Here is a 19,343-nt window from a genome sequence, read left to right as displayed (position 1 = left end):
TGCCCGCACGCTCGTCGACGGCAGCGACACCCGGGCGGTGACGCCCACGCCCAATGATTCACGATGGCTCACGGCAGTGATCCTCCTGCCACCGCCGTCGCGCTCCGCGCTGCCTTCCTCCGTATCGAGCACGGTTCCGAAGACCTTTCAGAGACGACTCCCGAAGGGCCCCAGGCACCGACATGCAAGCATTCATCGACCACGCCCGCACCTTCCGCCGCCGTGCCGCGCAGGACTCCGACGCCTTCGGGCGACTGGCTGCCGGTCAGAACCCGCAAGCGTTGTTCATCACCTGCTCGGACTCCCGCGTCATCCCCTCCGTTGTCACCGGCGCCCGGCCCGGGGACCTCTTCGAGATGCGGACCGCCGGCAACATCGTCCCGCCGTACCGGCCGGACGTTCCGTCAGCCGAAGCGGCGACCATCGAATACGCCGTCGAGGTCCTGAAGATCGCCGACATCGTGGTGTGCGGCCACTCGCACTGCGGCGCCGTGGGCGCCGTCGTACGGGGCGACGACCTCACCGGCGTGCCGGCGGTGCGCGACTGGCTCGCCGACGGCACCGCACTGACACCGGGCGGGGAACCGAGCCACGACCTGGCCGGCCCGGTCCAACGCCACGTCCTGGACCAGCTGCAGAAGCTGCGCACCCACCCGAGCGTCGCGCGCCGGGTCGACGCGGGCCTGCTCGGCCTGCACGGCTGGTTCTACGAAGTGCACACCGGCGCGGTCCTCACCCACCGCCCCGGCACCGACGCCTTCCTGCCGCTGTGACGTCACTGCCCGCGGTGAACCCGCGGCCCGCCGTGAATCCGCGGCCCGCCACCCCCGAACCTCCCCGGATGAGGGCTCCCATGCGCTTTCCCGCACTCAAGTACGACCTGACCGCCTCGCTCGTCGTCTTCCTCGTCGCACTCCCCCTGTGCGTCGGCGTCGCCGTCGCCTCGGGCGTCCCTGCCGAACTCGGCCTGATCACCGGCATCGTCGGCGGCCTGGTGACCGGTGCGCTTCCCGGCAGCAGCCTCCAAGTCAGCGGTCCGGCAGCCGGGTTGACCGTCCTGGTCGCCGAGACGGTGCAGCGGTTCGGGCTGCCGGCACTCGGCGTCGTGGTCGCCGCCACCGGCCTGCTCCAGCTGCTGCTGGGCGCACTGCGCTGGGGCCGGTGGTTCCGCGCGATCTCCGTCGCCGTGGTCGAGGGCATGCTGGCCGGGATCGGTCTGGTCATCATCGCCGGCCAGCTCTACGCGATGGCCGACCGGCCGGCGCCCGCGAGCGGAATCGACAAGCTCCTCGGCCTACCCGCACTCGCCGGCCGGCTCCTCTCCTCGCCGGCCGCCGGCTACTCCTTCGCGATCGGCGCCGGAACCATCGCCGTGATCGTGCTGTGGCAACGGCTCCCGGCCAGGGCGAGGGTCGTTCCGGGCGCGCTGGTGGCCGTCGTCCTGGCCACCGCCGCAGCCTGGCTGCTCCACCAGCCGGTGAAGAAGGTGGAGGTCAAGGGCCTGCTGGACGCCATCCAGCCACCGGGCAGCGGCGTGCTCGACCAGTTCACCCCCGCCCTGCTCGTCACGATCGTGGCCTTCACCCTCGTCGCCTCGGCCGAGAGCCTCTTCAGCGCGGCCGCCGTCGACCGGCTCCACGACGGGCCGCGCACCGACTACGACAGGGAGCTCATGGCCCAGGGGGCGGGCAACGCCCTCTGCGGCGCCCTCGGCGCCCTGCCGATGACCGCGGTCATCGTCCGCAGCGCCGCCAACGTCCAGGCCGGCGCCAGGACCAAGGCGTCCCGTGTGCTGCACGGCGCGTGGCTGCTGATCTTCGCCGCCCTGCTCCCGGCCGCCCTCGGCGTCATCCCCATCGCGGCGCTCGCCGGCGTGCTCGTGCATGCCGGGTTCAAGCTCCTGCCGTTCAAGCAGCTCGGACCACTGTGGCGCGAGCACCGCTCCGAAGCCCTCGTCCTCGCGGCCACCGCCGTGGCCATCGTCACGGTCAACATGTTCGAGGGCGTGCTGATCGGCCTGGGCCTGTCGATCGTCAAGACCGCCTGGGAGACGTCCCGGCTGCACGTGGACACGGAGGAACTCCCGACCGGCGCCGTCCAGGTCCGGCTGACGGGCAACGCCACCTTCCTCCGGCTGCCCAAGCTGCTGGACGCCCTTGAGGCCCTGCCGACCGACCGCGTCGTGGAACTGGACCTCACCGGTCTCCGACACCTCGACCACGCCTGCCAGACCGCGCTGACCACATGGGTCGAGCGTCACAACGCCAACGCGCCCGAGGCCGTGCGACTGATACCCGCGCTGGCCGGCCGCAGCTGATCCTGCCGGGCGGACACGACCGGGGCGCCCGCTCGAACGAGCGGGCGCCCCGGTCCGGTTCGGGCTCCGGCCCGGTTCGGGCTCCGGCCCGCGGATCGGCTCCGGCGGCATGGGCACCGTCTACCTGGCTTCGCTCCCGGGCTGCGGCGAGTGCCGGCTCCCCGGCATGTGACGGCCACTGCGCAAGAGGCCATGTAGGCAGGGAAATTGCAACTTCGACATGGCTCGCAGAGGCGGCTACCTTGATCTCGTCTTCGGTGATCGCCACGGTCGCACAGGGGTTCCTTCAGGCTGGACCACCCGCGACGGGATGAGTCGGGTCACGCTCCACGAACCCCTCGCTCCCCATGTGTGGCCACCGGACCGGGTCCACGCCAGACAACCCCAACCACGGAGAGACGCATGCCCCATCTTGCTCTGTACACGTTCGGCGTCCTGAAGTCACCTCTCGCCGATCCCGCACCTCTCACGCGAGAGCTCTACGACATCGGTGAGACCGTCTACCGGACGATCAGTCAGAGCCCCGGATACCTCGGGCATGCCGAAGCGGCAGACGGTGAGCGGGGCGTGCTCTTCGAGGCGGACTGGGGTGCATGGGGAGAGTTCACCGTCCCGACGTGGTACGGCAAGGGCCGCACGCCGGAAACCACCGCCCTGGCCACGACCCTCTCACTCTGGACCGGCCTGCGCCCCGCCCTCGATGCCGTCTACACCGGTCTGCACCGTGAGGCGCTGAACAGGCGTTACGACTGGTTCGAGAGGGCGGGGCACCCGAACTACGTGTTCTGGTGGGTCGCCGACGGCGAGATACCCACCTGGCAGGACGGGGTTTCCAGGCTGGAGCACCTCCACGACCACGGCTCCGCGCCGCACGCCTTCACCTCCCGCGACCCGTTCGGCCCGGACGGGTCGCCGACCAGGACCAAAGGCATCGGGCCGAAGCGCGACCGGGTTCGCTGACAAGGAAGCCTGAGAAGCACCAGGTCTCCTACCCGCGCGCGGGCTCCAGCACGAAGACGGGGATCACCCGGTCGGTCTTCTCCTGGTATTCGGCGTACGGCGGATACGCGGCGACCGCGCGCTCCCACCATTCGGCCTTCTCGTCGCCGGTGACCTCACGTGCCGTCATGTCCCGCCGTTCGGGCCCGTCCTGGAGCTCGACGTGCGGGTCGGCCTTGACGTTGAAGTACCAGACCGGGTGACGCGGGAAGCCGCCCTTCGAGGCCACGGCCGCGTAGCGCCCCTCGTGCTCCACGCGCATCAAGGGGACCTTGCGGATCCTGCCGCTCTTCGCGCCGCGCATCGTGACGATGACGACGGGCAGGCCCGTGTCCCAGAGTATCGTTCCCCGCGTGCCGCCCGAACTCTCGTACAGCTCGACCTGATCGCGAATCCACTGTGCCGGACTCGGCTCGTACTCACCCTCAAGAGGCATCGCATGCACCCCATCGTCACGTCATGAAGTGTGGTGGTGTCCGACAGGGTACGTGATCGCGGAATCCCTCGAGGTCAGACAGGCGGCATCAGATCGCTCTCGCTGATGGTGTACGCAAGCGGGGGGTAGACGAAGTCCGTCTCCTGGTTCTCACGGCGCCGCAGTCGGTAGAACTCGCGCCGCTGCTCCTCGCCGGCCGGCACGAGGCGGGCGCCCTGCGGGAGGTGTGCGTGCCCGTCGTGAAACCGGACGAGGGTCTTCGACGTTCGGAACGTCACACCCAACCATTCGTTGTCAGCCGCCCGCCCGGGCGCGTCCAATACGATCTTGTGCTTGAGTCGCCGATTCGATTCGACGGAGAACGCGACAACACTGTTGTGAGCGAGGGGAATCTCGAACCTCTCGCCATCGGAGCCACCGGAGTCACCCGTCCCCCCGGACCCCTTCGATTCGAAGATCAGCTTCCTCGGCGGGCCCGCCTCGGGACGTTGGTAGCAGGAGAAGACGGCGATGAACGACGCGTCGGCCAGGTCGAGGGCCTGGTCGGAATGGCTGCCCATGGTGGTGTAAGCGTTCGTGTAGCTCTCGATGAGGGCGTTGTTGAAGCCGACCGGAAGCCCCGCACGTTCTTGGATCTGCAGCGCCAACCGTTCGTGCACCGCGCGGAAACGCTGCGCCGGACTGCCGTATCGCGTGGTGGTGCGTACGAGAGGCACACCACCCGCCTCGTCGACCTTGGTGAGCACGGCCCCTCGCCGGCCCTTTCCCACGTCTTCCAGACGAGCCGACGCGGACAGCTCCGCAAAGATGCTCTCCTCGACCGGCAAGGCGTACGAGAGGACCTCGTCCGGGATCCTAGACCCGAGGGGCATCGTAGTCTCCCGTGTTCATGCTGAAGAGGAACTCGTCGCCGTAGTCGATGAAGGACGAGGTCCTGTTCTCCTCGGCGTACAGCCTGCGCAGCTCGTCCATGCCGGCCGCCGTGGGTGGTTCCAGCTTCACCAGATCTCCGGCCACTTTGAGGAAGGTGCTGCCGTTCTTGTGAACGGCTTCGGCGTTCGAACAGCGCACCACGTATCCCAGGCGGGTCGGGAGCAGCTCGGCGCCCAACGCCGAGGGCCGGATCTCATGCGCATACAGGCGGTTGGTGGACAGCGGCATGAAGAACACCGAGCCGGGATGGAGAGTCAGGGTGAACTGAGGTGGGAGCGCGGCCCGGTCGGTTTCCTCGGTCCGCTCCTTGAGGCGGAAGTGGAGTTTGGTCAGCCCGCTGACACCCTTCACGCCGTAGTCGAAGGCGTCTTCTGCCAGGGGCTGCAGCTTCTCGATCCCGTCGTAGAAGGTGCAGAAGGCCATGATGCCGTTGACGGGCATGTCCTTGGTCTTGTCGGCATGGGCCGAGATCCTGGCCTTGGACTGCTTGCGCTCGGCCGTGGCGAGGGTGTTGTGGTAGATCTGGGCGAGGACGTGATTCAGCGGTGCCTGGTCCCGGAAGACGGCGGCGGCCTCGCGGTTCAAGGCCTCGACAATGCCCGTGTCGGTCGGGCGAAAGCTCTCGGTCGGCCCCGAGAGGTTCGTGGAGCACCGGAGCAGGCGGAAATGCAGTTCGTCACCGTCGCGCGTGACGGGCGTCAGATAGATTCCCGTGCGGTGGGCCGATCCAGGCTTGGTGGACTCCGTCAGGGACTGGAACGCGTGCTCCGCGCGGATCCGTCCGAAGTGATCGGCGCCGAGTCCGAAGAAGCGGCGGTAGTACACGCCGACGCCGTGTACCCGGAGGGGAACCCGGCCGAGGTCGACGACGGTCCAGGGCTGGTCGGCGTCGTCGTCGTAACCGTGCGACAGCTCCCGGATGACGAGTACCCGGGCAGCCGCGCGCAGTTGGCGGCCACTGATCTCGGACACGTCGCCGCACAGGTAGACGGTCTTCTGCGCCAGGTCGGGCGAACCGGCGGCAAGGTCCTCCGGCGTGATCGTGGACCCGAAGAAGTCCCTGACCAAGTCGTCACCGTGCAGCATCGAGGGCGCCACCAGGATGTTGCCCGAGTCGTCGATGCAGGCTTCTGTCGGCCCTGTCGTGTACATCAAGCGGCACCTGCCGTTCGCAGATCCTGGTGGATTTGCTCAACCCCCGTGGACATGGCAATGGCCCGCACTCTTTCATTCGCGTCGGGAAGCACGCAAATGAAAAATGACGGACCGTTGAACCCTGATGCTCTCCCGATCGCCCTGACCACGGGCGCCGACACCGGACCGCCCGGTCGCCGGCTCAGCTGAGCCGGCGACCGGGCGGTCCGGTGTGCGTCCCGGGGCGTTCGGGATTCGCGTCAGGCGGTCAGACGCCGACCCGTTCGGTCCGCTCCGCCTTGGGGCCGGCGGGCTGCTCGGCCGTGGCGGAGGCGCCGGAGGTGGCGGAGGCACTCTCCCGGGGCTCGGGGAGCACGGCCATGATCACGCCGGAGATCACGATGGTCGCCGCCCAGGCGAGCCCGTACCGGCCGACGGGGGTGTCGGAGAGCGGGCCGGCGAACCAGTCGCACTTGGTGAAGGCGAGCCCGAACAGCAGCGCGAGCACCCAGGACACCATCGCCTGCCAGCAGAAGCCGCCCACGTACCAGTACCGGCTGCCCTTGCCGGTGTCCATCAGCGCCTCGGCGTCGTAGCGCACCGCACGCCTCCGGCGCCGGAACATGTCCACCGCGTAGACGCCGATCCAGGCCGAGAAGGAGACCGCGAGCAGGACCAGGAAGGTGATGAAGGAGCCCAGGAAGCTCTTGGCGACCAGCATCAGCAGCAGGCCGCCGACCAGCGAGATCACGGCGTTGATGCTGACGGCCATGGCGCGCGGCAGCTTGACGCCCATCGTCTGGGCGGTGAAGCCGGCCGAGTACATGGAGAGGCTGTTGATCAGCAGCATGCCCACGATCGCGGTCAGCAGGTAGGGCACGGCGAGCCAGGTCGGCAGCAGGTCGCCGAGGAAGGAGACCGGGTCCGCGGCCTCGGCCAGGCCGGGCGAGGCCACCGCCATCACGGCGCCCATCAGCACCATCGGCACCATGACCAGGCCGGCACCGGAGACCGTCACGCCGACGATCTTCTTCCCGGAGGCGGCGTGCGGCAGGTAGCGCGCGAAGTCCGGGCCGGTGGGGACCCAGCTGATACCACCGGCAGCGATGGTCCCGATGCCGGCGACCATCATCGCGGTGGTGCCCGCGGGCTTGGCGAAGACCTCGCTCCAGTGCATGGTCGCGATCAGGTAGCCCAGCACCAGGACGCTGAAGACGCCGAAGAGGTACGTCGACCAGGTGTTGCAGGCGTTCAGGGCCTTCCGCCCCATGCCGGAGACCAGGAAGGTGCAGGCGACGAAGGCGAAGAGCGTGATGACGATCAGCGCGGTGTTGCTCTTGACGCCGAACATCAGGTCGAGCACGGTCAGCACGGCGTAGGCGCCGGTGACAGCGTTGATCGTCTCCCAGCCGAACCGGGCGATCCAGAGGATCGCCCCGGGGAAGAGGTTGCCGCGCACGCCGAAGGTGGCCCGGGACAGCGTGGCACCCGGGGCTCCGCCCCACTTCCCGGAGACCGACAGCACGCCGACCATGCCGAAGGAGACCAGCGCGGCGCACGCGGCGACGATCAGGACCTGCCAGAAGTTCAACTGGTTGAACACCACCAGGGCCGCCCCCATGGTGAGGAGCAGCACGCTGATGTTCGCCGCGACCCAGGTCGGGAAGAGCTCGCGGACTCTGCCCCGGCGCTCGTGGTCCGGGACGGGTTCGATACCGCGGGTCTCTATCGCACCGTCGGCATTGGCGGTGGACGGGTTGTCCATGTGGGTGGCTCCGTGCGTGTCAGGCGGGAGATAAATCGGGCAAATGGAACATTTATGGAACTCCACGCGCGTAGCGCGGTAGTTGAGTCATCCTACTTTGTCCGCTTCACCTCTAGATCCACCCCGACCCCGCCCCCGGCACCGCAGCGCCGGATGTGGTGCCGGTCACCCCGGGGCGAACCACGCCCCAGGGGGCGCCCGTACCACGGCGACGCCCACGCCCGGGGGAATCCGGCTCGTCGACAGGACGGGCTTTCAGTTCTCTTCAACTGTCTTAACTGACTTGGTTTTAGACATTCGTTATGCCTGAGCCCTTCACTCCGCCCAGCCGAACCGCAAGGCTTCCGTCTGTTTCCGCCGGGGCCGCGCGACCGCGCACCCCGCCGCATGGGGAGGACTCACCATCGTGCCCACCAGGCAACACCGACGGCTCCTGCTGCCCGCCGTCACCCTGACCGCGCTCGGACTGACCACCACCCAGGCCCTCGCCGCGCCGTCCGAGGCTCCCGCACCGCGCCCGCACCAGGCGCAGCACCAGGCCGAGATCGGCAAGAAGCACGCCAAGAAGGTCCAGGGCACCGGCGCCACCGCCGGTCCGGCCTTCACCGCCAAGGCGGACGCCCCCGGCGAGGACGAGGGCGACGAGGTGGAGAACTCCGCCGAGGGCACCGCCCAGTACACCGAGGCCCGCACCGCCCCCGGCGTGGTCGCCCCCGGCGCGTACGGCGCGGCCTGGGCCCAGCTGCAGTCGATGCCCCGCACGGGCGCGTCCTGGGACCACGTCACCGACAAGCCGTACAACTCGGACGACCAGCGCTACCGCGACGTCAACTCCAACTCCAGCGGTGGTTCCGGCTACGTGACCGGCCGGATCACCGGCATCGCCGCCGACACCGACGGCTACGTCTACGCCGGCGGCGCCAACGGCGGCGTGTTCCGCTCCGGCACCGGTGGTGGCCAGTGGCAGTCCATCTCGGACAAGCTGCCGTCCCTCTCGACGGGCACCCTGAACCTGGACGGCTCCGGCCGGCTCTGGTACGCCACGGGCGAGTCCAACACCGGTGCCACCTCCTACGTCGGCACCGGCGTGTACGTGCTCGCCGACCCGAAGCACGGTGAGTTCCAGCCCGGCATGCGGGTGGGCGGCGCCGAGCTGGAGTCGACCATCATCCACGCGCTGCGCTTCGGCGGCGGCAAGGTGTGGGCGGCCACCAGCCGGGGCGTGTGGAGCCACTCGGCGACGGAGCTCTCCGGCCCGTGGACGCTGGAGTTCGCGCCCAACCCGGAGTACCTGCCGGGGGGTTCGAAGGCCGGGGACCCGGCCGCGCCGTACAAGAACATCGCCAACGACATCGCGATCGACCCCAAGGACCCGACCAAGGTGATCCTGGCCGTCGGCTGGCGCGGCGGCGACACCTACAACGGCTTCTACAGCAAGGCCGCGGACGGCACCTGGCAGCGCGTCGCCGCCCTCGGCGACCTGCCGACCGACGCCGCGAACGTCGGCAACGTGACCTTCGCCGCCTCCGCGGACGGCTCGCGCTACTACGCCATCGACCAGTCCCCCTCGATCATGGCCACCGACCCGGACACCGGTCTCAAGGGCATCTACGTCTCCAAGTCCGGCTCCCCCTTCGGCCCGTGGACCCAGATCGCGGACAAGGACAAGCTGAAGGACTCCGGCTCAGCGCTCCAGGACGAGGGCTACCAGCCCGGCATCCAGGCCTGGTACAACCAGTCCCTCCAGGTCGACCCGGCCGACCCCGACCACGTCTACGCGGGCCTCGAAGAGGTCCTGGAGACGAAGAACGGCGGCTCCACCTGGACCGTCCCGGGCCCGTACTGGAACTTCGGTTTCCCCTGCTGGAGCATCGACCCGGCCAAGCAGACCGGTGACTGCTCGCAGACCACCCACTCCGACCAGCACGCCGTCGCCTTCGGCACGTACAAGGGCAGGACCAGCGTGTACGTCGGCAACGACGGCGGCATCTACAGCCGCCCGGTCAACGGCTCGGCCGACGCCTCCGGCCACGCCACGGACTGGAAGTCCCTGGCCGACGGCACCATCGACACCCTGCAGTACTACTCCGTCGGCATCGGCAAGGACCCGGCGGACCGCTCCGGCAAGGGCGTCATCGTCACCGGCGGTCTGCAGGACAACGGCCAGTCCATCCTGCGCGCCCACGACAAGGTGATGGGCTCCAACTTCGGCGGCGACGGCGCCGACACCCTCGTCGACCCGAACAACGGCTGCAACACGGCCGAGGAGTACGTCTACCTCGACATGTGGGTCACCCAGAACTGCGCCGTCAACAACGGCATCTGGAAGACCGACCCGACGAAGGCCACCTCCTACGAGGTCGCCCCGCCCGACAAGGACACCAGCTCCGCGCGCTTCATCGCGCCGATCACCAGCGACCCCAAGGACGTCAACACCTGGATCGCCGGCGGCCGGCACGTCTGGGTCCAGCACAAGGGCTACGCGATCCGCAGCGGCAGCGAGTGGACCAGCGCCTACGACCTCGGTGCCGGCCACGTCGCCACCGCTGTCGCCACCGTCGACGGCACCGTGTACGCGGGCTGGTGCGGCCCCTGCAACAACGTCGGCTTCAGCCGCGGCATCGCGGTGGGCAAGACCGACGGCACCGGCTGGCACCAGCTGAACCTGCCGGTCGACGGCACCCTGCCGAACCGCTACATCTCCTCCTTCGCCGTCGACGAGAACGACGCCCGACACGTCCTGGTCGCCTTCAACGGCTTCTCGCGCACCTGGACCGAAGGCCCCGGCGCGGGCGTCGGCCACCTCTTCGAGACCCACGACGGCGGCACCACCTGGACCGACATCTCGGCCAACCTGCCCGACGTGCCGGCCACCTCGGTCAAGATCCTGCCCAACGGCGGCCTCGCCCTCGGCACCGACCTCGCCGCCTTCTACCGGGCGCCCGGCGAGAGCGACTTCCGGATCCTCGGCCGCAACCTGCCCACCACCTCGGTGCAGCAGCTGAAGATCGGCCCCGACGGCAAGCTCTACGCCGCCACCTTCGGCCGCGGTATCTGGTCCTTCAACCTCCACAGCCTCGCCCACGGCCGCTACGACGAGGTCGACGGCTGATCCCTCCGCCTCGACCCACCGGTACCCGGCCGCTCACCACGAGCGCGCCGGGCACCGCCGTTCGGAAGGCGTCACCACCACGAACCGCTCCGGAACCGGGGTGTCACAGCAGGAAGCCGAGCCGCTCGTCCGCCATTCCCGGCGCGATCTCGATGACCTCGGCCGTGATGACGTCCTGGGCGACGAACGGGTCCTCGTCGACGCGCTTCCGCAGCTTCCCGGGCGAGGTGTCGTGGGCGAGGACGGCGCCGAAGCGGGCCGGGTGTGCCGTCCTGGTGCCGGGCCGCGACGGGTGCCGGGCCGCGACGGGTGCGTCACTCGCCGCGGGTGGTGAGGCGTCCGGCGGCGTCGAGCCGTGCGAGGCGGTCGTGCTCCTTCTCCGCCCACCGCCGCACCCGGTCAGGGTCGAGCGCGCCGCCGTGGCCGACATGGAGGGCGGTGGGGTCGAGGGCGAGCATCCGGCGAAGGCTGGCGAGGTTCTGCCGGGGGTCGTCGTGAAAGGGCGGGTTGGCGGGCCGGCCGGAGATCAGGCCCATGAAGGAGCCTGCGATCAGATCGCCCGCGACGAGGTCCCCGTCGTCCGTGAGGACGGAGACCGATCCGGCGGTGTGGCCGGGGGTGGGCATGATGCGCCCCGCGACACCGAAGTCCTCCAGACTCGTCTCACCGCGGACGAGCACGCCGGGTTCGACCGGCTCGGCCTGGACGTGGAGGTTCTTGTTGCGGGCCATGACGCGGCCCATCGGGCCGGTGGGCAGGTACGGTTCGCGAACCCGGCCGGAGCGGTACGGCCCGAGGTCCGCGATGTGGCCGGCGACGGGCGCGCCGGTGAGCCGGTGCAGTTCGGCGGCGGAACCGAAGTGGTCGATGTGGCCGTGGGTGATGACGATCAGCGAGACGTCGGCGGGGTCGACGCCGTGGGCGGCGACCTGGTCGAGGATCTTCCGGCCGCTTCCGGGCGTTCCGGCGTCGACGATGACGGGCCTGCGGCCGAGCAGCAGGTAGGCGTTGATGTTGTGCCGGCCCATGACCGGGATCGGGACGACCTTCGTGCGGGACATGGCTTTCCTCCGAAGTGTGCTGCGATGCCGCGCCGTTCGGGCATGGCGAAGCTCGGCCCTGCGCGGACGCCGCCGACAGGGGCAGATGGGGGTGGGTGGGTCAGAAGCGGCGGCGGTACTCGGCCGGGGTGGTGCCCAGCCGCCGCCGGAAGACGCGGTGCAGCGTCTCCACGGAGCCGAGGCCGCTGGCGGCGGCGACCTCCGGCAGGCTCCGGTCGCTGTCCTCCAGCAGTCGCCGGGCGACCTCCAGCCTGGCTGCCTCCACGTAGGCGGCCGGCGTGGTGGAGGTGCGCTGCTGGAACAGCCGGGTGAAGTGGCGCACGCTCAGGTGCGTCCGGGCCGCCAGGGCGTCGAGGGAGAGGTCCTCGGTGAGGTGTTCGGCGATCCACCTGCGCAGCTCGTCGATCCGGTCGTCCTCGGAGCCCTGGACGGACAGCGGCACGCTGAACTGGCTCTGTCCGCCGGAGCGTTTAACGTACATCACCATCATCCGGGCGGTCGCGAGCGCGAGGTCCTGGCCGTGGTCCTCGGCGACCATGGCCAGCGTCATGTCCATCCCGGAGGTGACGCCGGCGCAGGTCCACACCTGCCCGTCCCGGACGAAGATCGGGTCCGGATCGACCCGGACCCGGGGGTGTTCGGCCGCCAGCCGGGCCGCGGTGAGCCAGTGCGTGGTGGCGGGCCGGCCGTCGAGCAGCCCGACCGCGGCCAGCAGGTGCGCTCCGGCGCAGACCGAGCCGATCCGCCGGGCGCGGTGCGCCGCACGGCGCAGCCAGTCGGTGACCTCGTGGTCGATCACCGGCTCCACACCGCCGTCGACGATCTCGATCGCCCCCGAGACCAGCAGGGTGTCGATCGGGCCGGCCACATCGTCGAGGGCCAGGTCGGCCATCAGCCGGACGCCGCTGGAGGTGACAGCCGGGCCGCCGTCGACCGTCGCGATCTGCACGAGGTAGCCGGGCCGGTCGGCTCCGGCGACCCGGGTGGCGACGGAGAACACTTCGGCCGGGCCGGTGACGTCCAGCAGCTCGATGCCGGGGAAGGCGACGATCACGACGCGGTGCGGTGGGGACATGCCCTGATCATTCCGCCCGGCCGGACATGGCCGCAATGACCAGGATCTGTCACATCAGGCCATCGCCCGGGTCGACACAGAAGAAGCACACTTTGCTGAACATGGCCAAAATCGGTGCCCGGCTCAGCGGCCCTGACACGGCGCCCGCTCCGATGGTCCATCCTGGTGCGATGCCAGCGCTCGAAGCCCGCCCCTCGTTCCCCCGGGAGCCGCGGGCGGTGGCGCCGGACGGATCGGTCGGCCCTCGCGCCGGAGCACTGCCGCGTCACAGCACTGCGCACGACCCCTTCGTCCGGGCCGGTTCCAGAGGCCCGGGCACCGGACTTCCCGCCCTCCCGCCGAGGCACGGCAGGAGGGCGGGGGTCGAGTCGGAGGCACACCATCCTCACCGGGAGATGCAGATGAAGCCACGCACCGCAGCCACCGTCGTCGCCCTGACCGTGGCCGGCCTCGCCGTCTCGGCGCCCACGGCCGGCGCCAGCGGGACCAAGCTGTCGCAGTCGACGGCCGCCGGCCAGTTCAGCAGCGCCGGCATCACGTGGAGCTCCAGCGGGGGCTGCACCGACAGGTCCAACTCCACCTGCACCTCGTTCGAGCAGATCAACTCGGGCACGGTGAGCACCATCATCACCCTCAAGCAGGCCAGCGGCTGTGCCATCAACATCACGGGCGGGACCGAGGTGGGCCACGCCTCCGGCACCTACAGCCACTACAACGGCTACAAGGTCGACATCTCCCGCAATTCCTGCATCGACGGCTACATCCAGAACAGCTTCACCTACATCGGCTACCGGGGCGACGGCTACCCGCAGTGGAAGGCCGCCTCGGGCAACCTGTACTGCAACGAGGGCAGCCACTGGGACATCCTCGTCTACTGACGCCGACCTCGGGTGCCGGCTCCCCAAGGGGCGCCGGCACCCGGGGCGTGCCCTGCGGATCCCGTGCCGGTCTCCCGTTCGGTAGGGGGATGGCGAAACGGCCCATTGCCTAGGAGGGACCTGAGCAAACTTCACCGGGAACGGCCGGACTTCACCAGGACGGGTCAGCAGGATCCCGACATGCCCACATCGCGTGGTGGCGCGATCAGGCCGTCGAGGTTCCCCCTGACGTTCAGTGAACGGTGACCTGGATGCTCTTGGAGATGTCGCACCGGTCCCCTTCGTACTTCGGTACGCCGGCGCTGCAGCCGCCCGCGCCGAACAACCACGTCAGTGTGGTGGTTCCGGGCGCCAGGGCGGTGAAGGTCAGGTCGAACTCGGAGCCGCAGCCCGCTACGGGCGGGTTCGTGGGGCAGGGGCTGATGACGAAGTCCGGACCGGGCCGTAGCACGGTGCCGTCGCCCGCCGAGTCGAGGTACCACCTCTTCGGCCGGGCGCCCCCGGTCGTCCTGACGCCGAGCTGCTGTCCGACCGCCAGGGTCACCGTGCTGACCGGGTACGGGGAGACGGCGTTCCACGCCTCGGCCGGGAGGGGGACCTCCACCTGCGGTCGGGTTGCGGTGGCAACGGTGCCGGCCGGGCCGGAGTCGGACCACCAGCCGTCGAGGTAGGAGAGGAGCAGCAGGGCTACGGCCCCGAGTGCCACCACACCGGTGATGATGGTTCGGCGCATCAGTTGCCCTCTTCCCGGACTCGGCGACGCATGGTGATCAGTAGCGCGACCTCGGCCAGCCAGCGGGCGAACAGGACCTCGCGCCCGAGGTCCGCCCCGCCGGCCGCGGCCGCGCGCAGCCAGCCGCGGACCAGCTCGCCCGGCTCCCGGCCGATCACCGGCTCGGGCAGGTCGAGCGCGCCGGCGAAGCCGCCGGCGCGGACGTACTGGGCCAGGACGCCCAGCGGCTCGGGGCCGATGTGCAGGGCCTCGGCCTGGTAGGAGGCGGCGATCGCCGCCTCGCCGAACAGCACCCGGCGCGGGACTCCGTCGATCAGCAGGCCCCGGGTGACGGCGGCCTCGACGTCGTAGCCGGTCATCAATTCGGTGTCGGGGAGGATGTCGGTCATTTCGGCAGCTCCGCGCCGTAGGGACGGTTGATGTTCGCGCCGTCGGTGAGGCCGCCGTCGTTCAGGTGGTTGTGGATGAACTGGTCCTCGGTCACCCACACCGACTGGCCCCACGGGTTGTAGACCTGCAGCCGGTCGCCGTCCCGGGCCACGATCACCATCTGGTGGTAGCCGCCGTCCTTGCCGGCCGCCTTGCTGGCCTCGTCGAAGGCGCAGAACGGCACCGGCTTGCCCTCGTCCAGGGCCTTCTCGATCCGGGTGACGGCCGCGCGCCGGTCGTCGTCGGTGTCCAGGTTGACGTACTCGTAGGTCGAGCCCGTGGCCTTCCCGAGGTTCTGGTTGGCGAGGAACGTGTTGCCCTTCGGGCCGATCCCGCCGCCGTTGTCCGGGTAGACCTTCTGGCTGCCGTCGGCCAGCTGGCCCTGCTGGTACTGACCGATGAACAGCTGCTGGAGGCGCTGCTTGAAGTACTCGGGCGAGTCGGCTCCCGGTACGTCGGTCATGTTGCCGGTGGTGAGCTGGAGCATCGTCACCGGGTCGAGCTTGAGGCTCGCGACCACCGTGGAGGCGGCGACGCAGTCGCCGACGTTGCGCTGGCTGTAGATGTCGTAGCCGTCGAGGATCTGGGCGCCCTTGTAGTTCAGCTTTATCGCGTGGCTGGTGGACTCCTCCTGCAAGGGATCCGTGCCGAGCGCCGGAACCAGGTGCTCGGACAGCCAGCGCGGGTCGTCGCCGTGGGGGTGGATCAGCGCGGCGAACTGCTGGACGTCGGCCACCGAGTGGCCGGCCGCCAGGGCCTTCCAGAGGTAGGCGGCCTCCTCCGGGGACTTCGCACCGGACAGGAGCTTCTGGAAGGCGAGCTGGTCGGTGCCGTTCATCACGGACATGAACTGCTTGGCGCGGTCGAGCTGGCCGTCCGTCAGGATGTAGTCGCCGTCCGCACCGCCGCCGGGGCCCTTCTCGTTCGCCAGCACCAGCGCCGCGAGGGGATCGATCGGCCCCTGTCCGGCGCGCTCGGTGCGGGCCCTGGCGGCGAGCTGGTTGAGCATGCTCGCGGCGTGGGTGCCGCTGTTCTCCGCCCGCTGGGCGGCCGAGATCCTGGTTCCCACGGCCGTGTTGGCGGGTTCGATGGCGGCGATCGCCTTGCCGATGTCGAAGGCGTCGTGGGCGAGTGACTTCTGCACGTTCTCCAGGGCGGTCACGCCCTGCGCGTCCGTGCTCTGGGCCCCTTCCAGATTGTCCGCCCAGGCGTTCAGCTCGGTGGCGGCCTGCTCCAAGGCCTTCTGGGAGACGGACAGTTCGTTCGCCAGCGCCCGGATGGACCGGGTGGCGTTCTCGGCGACCGAGCCGGTCCAGGCGTTCGGCAGCCGGTTGTCGGCGACCTCCCCGAGGTCGGTGCACGCCTTGGCATAGGCCTTGGCGGTTTCCGCGTACGCCTTGGCCCGATCACGGATCACGCCCGGGTTCCCGGCCGGCCCGGACACGGCCAGGGCGTTGCCGATCGCGCTGAGCAGTGCGGCGCCGACGAAGAAGCCGGAGCCGGGGTGGGTGATGGCCTGCTGCGCCTTCTGCAGGTCCGCGACCTTGCTCACCGGGACTGCGCCGGGGTCAGCGAGGCGGCGAGCTTCGTCTCCGCGGCGCGGTAGTTGGCGCTGGTGGCCGACATCTTCTGGACCAGTTCCGCCACGGCGCGCTGGGTGACGTGCAGTTCCTGGTCCCAGTTGGTGTCGAAGCCCGCCCACGCCTGGTCCACACCGAACTCGCCGAAGTCGGCGGACTGGTAGAGCTTCTGCGCGGTGTAGGCCTGGTTGGCCGCGGCCAGGTCGGTTGCGACGTTGTTGAGTGCCGTGGTCACGTGCTCCAGCGCGTCGGGCTGGACGGTGTACCCCACCGAGTCGGGCATCGGCTGCTCTCCCCCAAGAAGCTCCATGGCTCGCCGTGATCGGACGAGCACGGTCGACGAGCATAGACGCTGCGGGAGGAGTGTCGGTTGCGGGGCCGGGCCGGCCGGCCGGCCGATGAGCGTCGCGACCGCGCCACACCTGTGGTCCCACCTCCGCACCTGCGGGCCCACCCTGCACGGGTGCCCGCATCCGGCCGTGCCGGTCCGCCTCCGGAGGCCCCGGGCACCGTAGGGTCCTCTCCGAGGATTCGGGGCCGACCGGTCGCCCGGACCGGGGCGCCGGAAGGCGTCGGGCCACGGGAAGAACGAGACGAAGGGCTGGCACGCCACATGCAACAGCGCAGTCTGCGGGACCTCCAGGTATCGGCCATCGGCCTCGGCTGCATGGGGATGTCCGCCTTCTACGGGACGGCCGACCAGGACGAGGCCACCGCGACCATCCGGCACGCCCTGGACCTCGGCATCACCTTCCTCGACACGGCGCAGGTCTACGGACCGCTCACCAACGAGTCCCTGGTCGGCGAGGCCGTCCGGGGGCACCGCGACGAGTACGTGATCGCCACGAAGTTCAACTACCGGATGGACGGCGCCGTACCGGGCGACATGTCGACCGTCGGCCGCCAGGACGGCTCCGCCGAGCACGTCCGCGAATCCGTCCACGGTTCGCTCGCGCGGCTCGGCACCGACCGCATCGACCTGTACTACCAGCACCGGGTCGACCCGAACGTGCCCATCGAGGAGACCGTCGGCGCCCTCGGCGAACTGGTCGCCCAGGGCAAGGTGCGACACATCGGGCTGAGTGAGGCGAGCGCGGAGACCATCCGCCGCGCCCACGCCGTCCACCCGGTCACCGCCGTCCAGAGCGAGTACTCGCTCTGGAGCCGGGACGTGGAAGCCGAGGTGCTCCCCGCCTGCCGGGAGCTCGGCATCGGCTTCGTGCCGTACTCGCCGCTCGGCCGCGGCTTCCTCGCGGGCCGCTTCAGCTCCCCGGACGAGCTGGACCGGGACGACTTCCGCCGCACCAACCCGCGCTTCACCGAGGCCAACCTGGCGGCCAACCTCCGGCTCGCGGAGAAGGTGAAGGAGATCGCCGCGGAGAAGGACGTGACCCCGGCCCAGCTGGCGATCGCCTGGGTCCTGGCCCGCGGCGAGGACCTCGTGCCGATCCCGGGCACCAAGCGCCGCACCTACCTGGAGCAGAACGCGGGCGCGGTCGACGTCGAGCTGACCGACGAGGACCTCGCCCGCATCGACGCCGAGCTGCCCGAAGCGGCGGGCGAGCGCTACGACGAGGACGGCATGCGGGCGGTCAACCGCTGACCGCCCGGTCCAACGACGCCTCGCCCGGCGAGCCGACGGCGGCGTCGTGCAGGTTGGTGGTTCATCCCGCCGGCGGCGTACGACAACGCCCTGACCATCACCGCACTCCTGCGGCGCGGCACCGGGCACCTCGGCTACACCGGCGGCTGGCGCTACGGCGACGACCCCAAGGGCTTCCACGTGGTCCTCACCTGGAAGGCCATCGAGCACAACATCGACACCGGCGCCTTCTTCACCACGCTCTACCAGACCACCGGCAACGCCGCGTGGAAGCAGCGTGCCGACGACGCCTTCCGCTTCGTGGCGAGCATGCGGGCACCTGATCGCCGCGCAGGGCGGCAACCCGTTCCGTCTCTGAACCCTCCCCGCACCGGGTGGGAAGTCGGCCCGGCCGACTTCCCACCCGGCCCGCAACGGCCGGATCAGTACGCGCTGTCGTACGTGTAGAACTTGGTGTGGTCCAGCAGGTCGGCCGGGGTGACGTCGTTCCACGGCTTCATGGTGTCGTTCAGGGCGACCACGTTCCTGGTGCGGCGGACCGGCTGGTAGCTCTGGTCCGCGTGGCGGGTCTGCCAGGCGGCCCAGAGGCGGTCGATCATGCAGTGGTGCATCCAGAACACCGGGTCGTTAGGCGACATTCCGGTGCCCATGGTGCCGCCGACCCAGACGTGCACCCGGTTGTGCACGTTGACGCCCGTCCAACCCTCCAGGTTGTTGCGGAAGCCGGCGCTGGAGCTGTTGAACGGCGCGGCGTCGTACGTGGCCATCCCCAGCACGGTGTCCACGTCGGCCTTGGTCGGCAGGGACTGTCCGCCCTGGCCCAGCCGGCGGATGAGGAAGTTGCGGCTGTCGGGCCTGACGGTGAGCGTCCAGTTGCCGGTGCTCTGCGCGAACGGGCCGGTGGTCACCCGGCCGTCGGTGCCGGTGCCGCCACCGCCGAGGAAGTCCGCGCCCCAGAGCGAGGAGTCCGGGGTGCGGTCGGTGGTCCAGTCCCAGTACGGCAGCGTGACGGTGGCGTCGATCGCCTGCAGTGCCCGCTCGAAGCGCAGCAGGAAGCTGCGGTGCCAGGGCAGGAAGGACGGCGAGCGGTGCCCGGTGCGCTCGGTGGTGTCGGTGTCGCTCATGATGAAGTCGTTGTGCGTGCTGACGAACGCGTCGTAGGCACCGCGGCGCTTGAGTTCCAGGACCGCGTTGACGAAAGCGCGCTTCTCTGCGGCCGTCAGGGTCGCCTGGTTCTTGCGGACTGCCATGGTTCTTCCTTTGAGGGTGGTCTGTGCGGCGGCCGGAG

At 70.0% G+C, this 19,343-nt stretch carries 18 protein-coding genes; 7 read left to right on the top strand and 11 right to left on the bottom strand.

All coding sequences use genetic code 11. From position 1 onward, the window contains the following. Positions 1-182 precede the first annotated feature (182 nt). From ACZ3TI_RS31070 to ACZ3TI_RS31060, 3 genes are all read left to right on the top strand, one after another. Positions 183-773: a carbonic anhydrase gene (locus ACZ3TI_RS31070; protein ID WP_465732057.1), complete on the top strand. Its 591-nt coding sequence runs from the start codon at positions 183-185 to the stop codon at positions 771-773. An 80-nt stretch (positions 774-853) separates the two neighbouring features. Beyond that, positions 854-2,317, top strand: coding sequence for a SulP family inorganic anion transporter (locus tag ACZ3TI_RS31065; RefSeq protein ID WP_465732055.1), 1,464 nt, complete (start codon positions 854-856; stop codon positions 2,315-2,317). A gap of 402 nt (positions 2,318-2,719) precedes the next feature. Beyond that, a complete protein-coding gene (locus ACZ3TI_RS31060; protein WP_465732053.1) occupies positions 2,720-3,277 on the top strand; it encodes a DUF3291 domain-containing protein in 558 nt (185 codons plus the stop codon). Positions 3,278-3,305: 28 nt separating this feature from the next. Here ACZ3TI_RS31060 and ACZ3TI_RS31055 read toward each other — a convergent pair whose 3' ends face one another. The 4 genes from ACZ3TI_RS31055 to ACZ3TI_RS31040 form a co-directional block, all read right to left on the bottom strand. Next, positions 3,306-3,752 carry a nitroreductase family deazaflavin-dependent oxidoreductase gene (locus ACZ3TI_RS31055; RefSeq protein ID WP_465732160.1) on the bottom strand — a complete coding sequence of 149 codons (447 nt, stop codon included), beginning with the start codon at positions 3,750-3,752 and terminating at the stop codon, positions 3,306-3,308. Positions 3,753-3,826: 74 nt separating this feature from the next. Beyond that, positions 3,827-4,624, bottom strand: a complete 798-nt coding sequence (locus ACZ3TI_RS31050; protein ID WP_465732051.1) for a hypothetical protein — start codon at positions 4,622-4,624, stop codon at positions 3,827-3,829. Then, positions 4,608-5,837, bottom strand: coding sequence for a hypothetical protein (locus ACZ3TI_RS31045; protein ID WP_465732049.1), 1,230 nt, complete (start codon positions 5,835-5,837; stop codon positions 4,608-4,610). Before ACZ3TI_RS31045 ends, ACZ3TI_RS31050 begins: the two co-directional genes overlap by 17 nt. A 250-nt stretch (positions 5,838-6,087) precedes the next feature. Continuing rightward, on the bottom strand, positions 6,088-7,584 hold the full coding sequence (locus ACZ3TI_RS31040; protein ID WP_465732047.1) for a purine-cytosine permease family protein: 1,497 nt from the start codon (positions 7,582-7,584) through the stop codon (positions 6,088-6,090). Positions 7,585-7,990: 406 nt separating this feature from the next. Between ACZ3TI_RS31040 and ACZ3TI_RS31035 the strand changes: the two genes are divergently transcribed. Then, the gene (locus ACZ3TI_RS31035) at positions 7,991-10,696 is read left to right on the top strand and encodes a glycosyl hydrolase (RefSeq protein ID WP_465732045.1); all 2,706 of its coding nucleotides are present in this window, start codon (positions 7,991-7,993) and stop codon (positions 10,694-10,696) included. 314 nt (positions 10,697-11,010) lie between these two features. On the opposite strand, the gene ACZ3TI_RS31030 is transcribed toward ACZ3TI_RS31035, so the two are convergent. Both ACZ3TI_RS31030 and ACZ3TI_RS31025 read right to left on the bottom strand, forming a co-directional pair. Beyond that, complete coding sequence (locus ACZ3TI_RS31030) at positions 11,011-11,757, bottom strand: MBL fold metallo-hydrolase (RefSeq protein WP_465732043.1); 747 nt, start codon at positions 11,755-11,757, stop codon at positions 11,011-11,013. A gap of 100 nt (positions 11,758-11,857) precedes the next feature. Then, a complete protein-coding gene (locus tag ACZ3TI_RS31025; RefSeq protein ID WP_465732041.1) occupies positions 11,858-12,832 on the bottom strand; it encodes a GlxA family transcriptional regulator in 975 nt (324 codons plus the stop codon). Positions 12,833-13,227: 395 nt separating this feature from the next. Between ACZ3TI_RS31025 and ACZ3TI_RS31020 the strand changes: the two genes are divergently transcribed. Then, complete coding sequence (locus tag ACZ3TI_RS31020; RefSeq protein WP_465732039.1) at positions 13,228-13,710, top strand: hypothetical protein; 483 nt, start codon at positions 13,228-13,230, stop codon at positions 13,708-13,710. 232 nt (positions 13,711-13,942) lie between these two features. Here ACZ3TI_RS31020 and ACZ3TI_RS31015 read toward each other — a convergent pair whose 3' ends face one another. Genes ACZ3TI_RS31015 through ACZ3TI_RS31000 form a run of 4 tightly spaced genes read right to left on the bottom strand, consistent with a single transcriptional unit; the run spans position 13,943 to position 16,735 of the window. Continuing rightward, positions 13,943-14,443: a hypothetical protein gene (locus ACZ3TI_RS31015; protein WP_465732037.1), complete on the bottom strand. Its 501-nt coding sequence runs from the start codon at positions 14,441-14,443 to the stop codon at positions 13,943-13,945. Continuing rightward, positions 14,443-14,832: a hypothetical protein gene (locus ACZ3TI_RS31010; RefSeq protein ID WP_465732035.1), complete on the bottom strand. Its 390-nt coding sequence runs from the start codon at positions 14,830-14,832 to the stop codon at positions 14,443-14,445. Before ACZ3TI_RS31010 ends, ACZ3TI_RS31015 begins: the two co-directional genes overlap by 1 nt. After that, complete coding sequence (locus ACZ3TI_RS31005; RefSeq protein WP_465732033.1) at positions 14,829-16,424, bottom strand: hypothetical protein; 1,596 nt, start codon at positions 16,422-16,424, stop codon at positions 14,829-14,831. Before ACZ3TI_RS31005 ends, ACZ3TI_RS31010 begins: the two co-directional genes overlap by 4 nt. Then, entirely contained in the window at positions 16,421-16,735 is a 315-nt protein-coding gene (locus ACZ3TI_RS31000; protein WP_465732031.1) for a hypothetical protein, read from the bottom strand. Before ACZ3TI_RS31000 ends, ACZ3TI_RS31005 begins: the two co-directional genes overlap by 4 nt. A gap of 330 nt (positions 16,736-17,065) precedes the next feature. On the opposite strand from ACZ3TI_RS31000, the gene ACZ3TI_RS30995 reads away from it, so the two are divergent. Both ACZ3TI_RS30995 and ACZ3TI_RS30990 read left to right on the top strand, forming a co-directional pair. Then, complete coding sequence (locus ACZ3TI_RS30995; protein WP_465732029.1) at positions 17,066-18,055, top strand: aldo/keto reductase; 990 nt, start codon at positions 17,066-17,068, stop codon at positions 18,053-18,055. Positions 18,056-18,235: 180 nt separating this feature from the next. Further along, on the top strand, positions 18,236-18,502 hold the full coding sequence (locus ACZ3TI_RS30990) for a hypothetical protein (protein ID WP_465732027.1): 267 nt from the start codon (positions 18,236-18,238) through the stop codon (positions 18,500-18,502). Here the strand turns inward: ACZ3TI_RS30990 and melC2 are convergent. Continuing rightward, complete coding sequence (gene melC2, locus ACZ3TI_RS30985) at positions 18,478-19,305, bottom strand: tyrosinase MelC2 (RefSeq protein WP_465732025.1); 828 nt, start codon at positions 19,303-19,305, stop codon at positions 18,478-18,480. The genes ACZ3TI_RS30990 and melC2 overlap by 25 nt on opposite strands. Positions 19,306-19,343 lie beyond the last annotated feature (38 nt).

The organism is Kitasatospora sp. NPDC023120, assembly GCF_055560835.1.
The sequence above is the reverse complement of the archived record's forward strand: the minus strand, read 5'-3'. Positions and strand labels throughout refer to the sequence as shown.

Excerpts from the sequence above, each read along its gene's own strand:
- ACZ3TI_RS31055 (WP_465732160.1), bottom strand. The coding sequence starts at position 3,752 with ATGCCTCTTGAGGGTGAGTACGAGCCGAGTCCGGCACAGTGGATTCGC.
- ACZ3TI_RS31000 (WP_465732031.1), bottom strand. The coding sequence starts at position 16,735 with ATGCCCGACTCGGTGGGGTACACCGTCCAGCCCGACGCGCTGGAGCAC.
- ACZ3TI_RS31060 (WP_465732053.1), top strand. The coding sequence starts at position 2,720 with ATGCCCCATCTTGCTCTGTACACGTTCGGCGTCCTGAAGTCACCTCTC.
- ACZ3TI_RS30995 (WP_465732029.1), top strand. The coding sequence starts at position 17,066 with ATGCAACAGCGCAGTCTGCGGGACCTCCAGGTATCGGCCATCGGCCTC.
- ACZ3TI_RS31065 (WP_465732055.1), top strand. The coding sequence starts at position 854 with ATGCGCTTTCCCGCACTCAAGTACGACCTGACCGCCTCGCTCGTCGTC.
- ACZ3TI_RS31040 (WP_465732047.1), bottom strand. The coding sequence starts at position 7,584 with ATGGACAACCCGTCCACCGCCAATGCCGACGGTGCGATAGAGACCCGC.
- ACZ3TI_RS31025 (WP_465732041.1), bottom strand. The coding sequence starts at position 12,832 with ATGTCCCCACCGCACCGCGTCGTGATCGTCGCCTTCCCCGGCATCGAG.
- ACZ3TI_RS31050 (WP_465732051.1), bottom strand. The coding sequence starts at position 4,624 with ATGCCCCTCGGGTCTAGGATCCCGGACGAGGTCCTCTCGTACGCCTTG.
- ACZ3TI_RS31070 (WP_465732057.1), top strand. The coding sequence starts at position 183 with ATGCAAGCATTCATCGACCACGCCCGCACCTTCCGCCGCCGTGCCGCG.
- ACZ3TI_RS31015 (WP_465732037.1), bottom strand. The coding sequence starts at position 14,443 with ATGCGCCGAACCATCATCACCGGTGTGGTGGCACTCGGGGCCGTAGCC.
- ACZ3TI_RS31010 (WP_465732035.1), bottom strand. The coding sequence starts at position 14,832 with ATGACCGACATCCTCCCCGACACCGAATTGATGACCGGCTACGACGTC.
- melC2 (WP_465732025.1), bottom strand. The coding sequence starts at position 19,305 with ATGGCAGTCCGCAAGAACCAGGCGACCCTGACGGCCGCAGAGAAGCGC.
- ACZ3TI_RS31045 (WP_465732049.1), bottom strand. The coding sequence starts at position 5,837 with ATGTACACGACAGGGCCGACAGAAGCCTGCATCGACGACTCGGGCAAC.
- ACZ3TI_RS31020 (WP_465732039.1), top strand. The coding sequence starts at position 13,228 with ATGCAGATGAAGCCACGCACCGCAGCCACCGTCGTCGCCCTGACCGTG.
- ACZ3TI_RS31030 (WP_465732043.1), bottom strand. The coding sequence starts at position 11,757 with ATGTCCCGCACGAAGGTCGTCCCGATCCCGGTCATGGGCCGGCACAAC.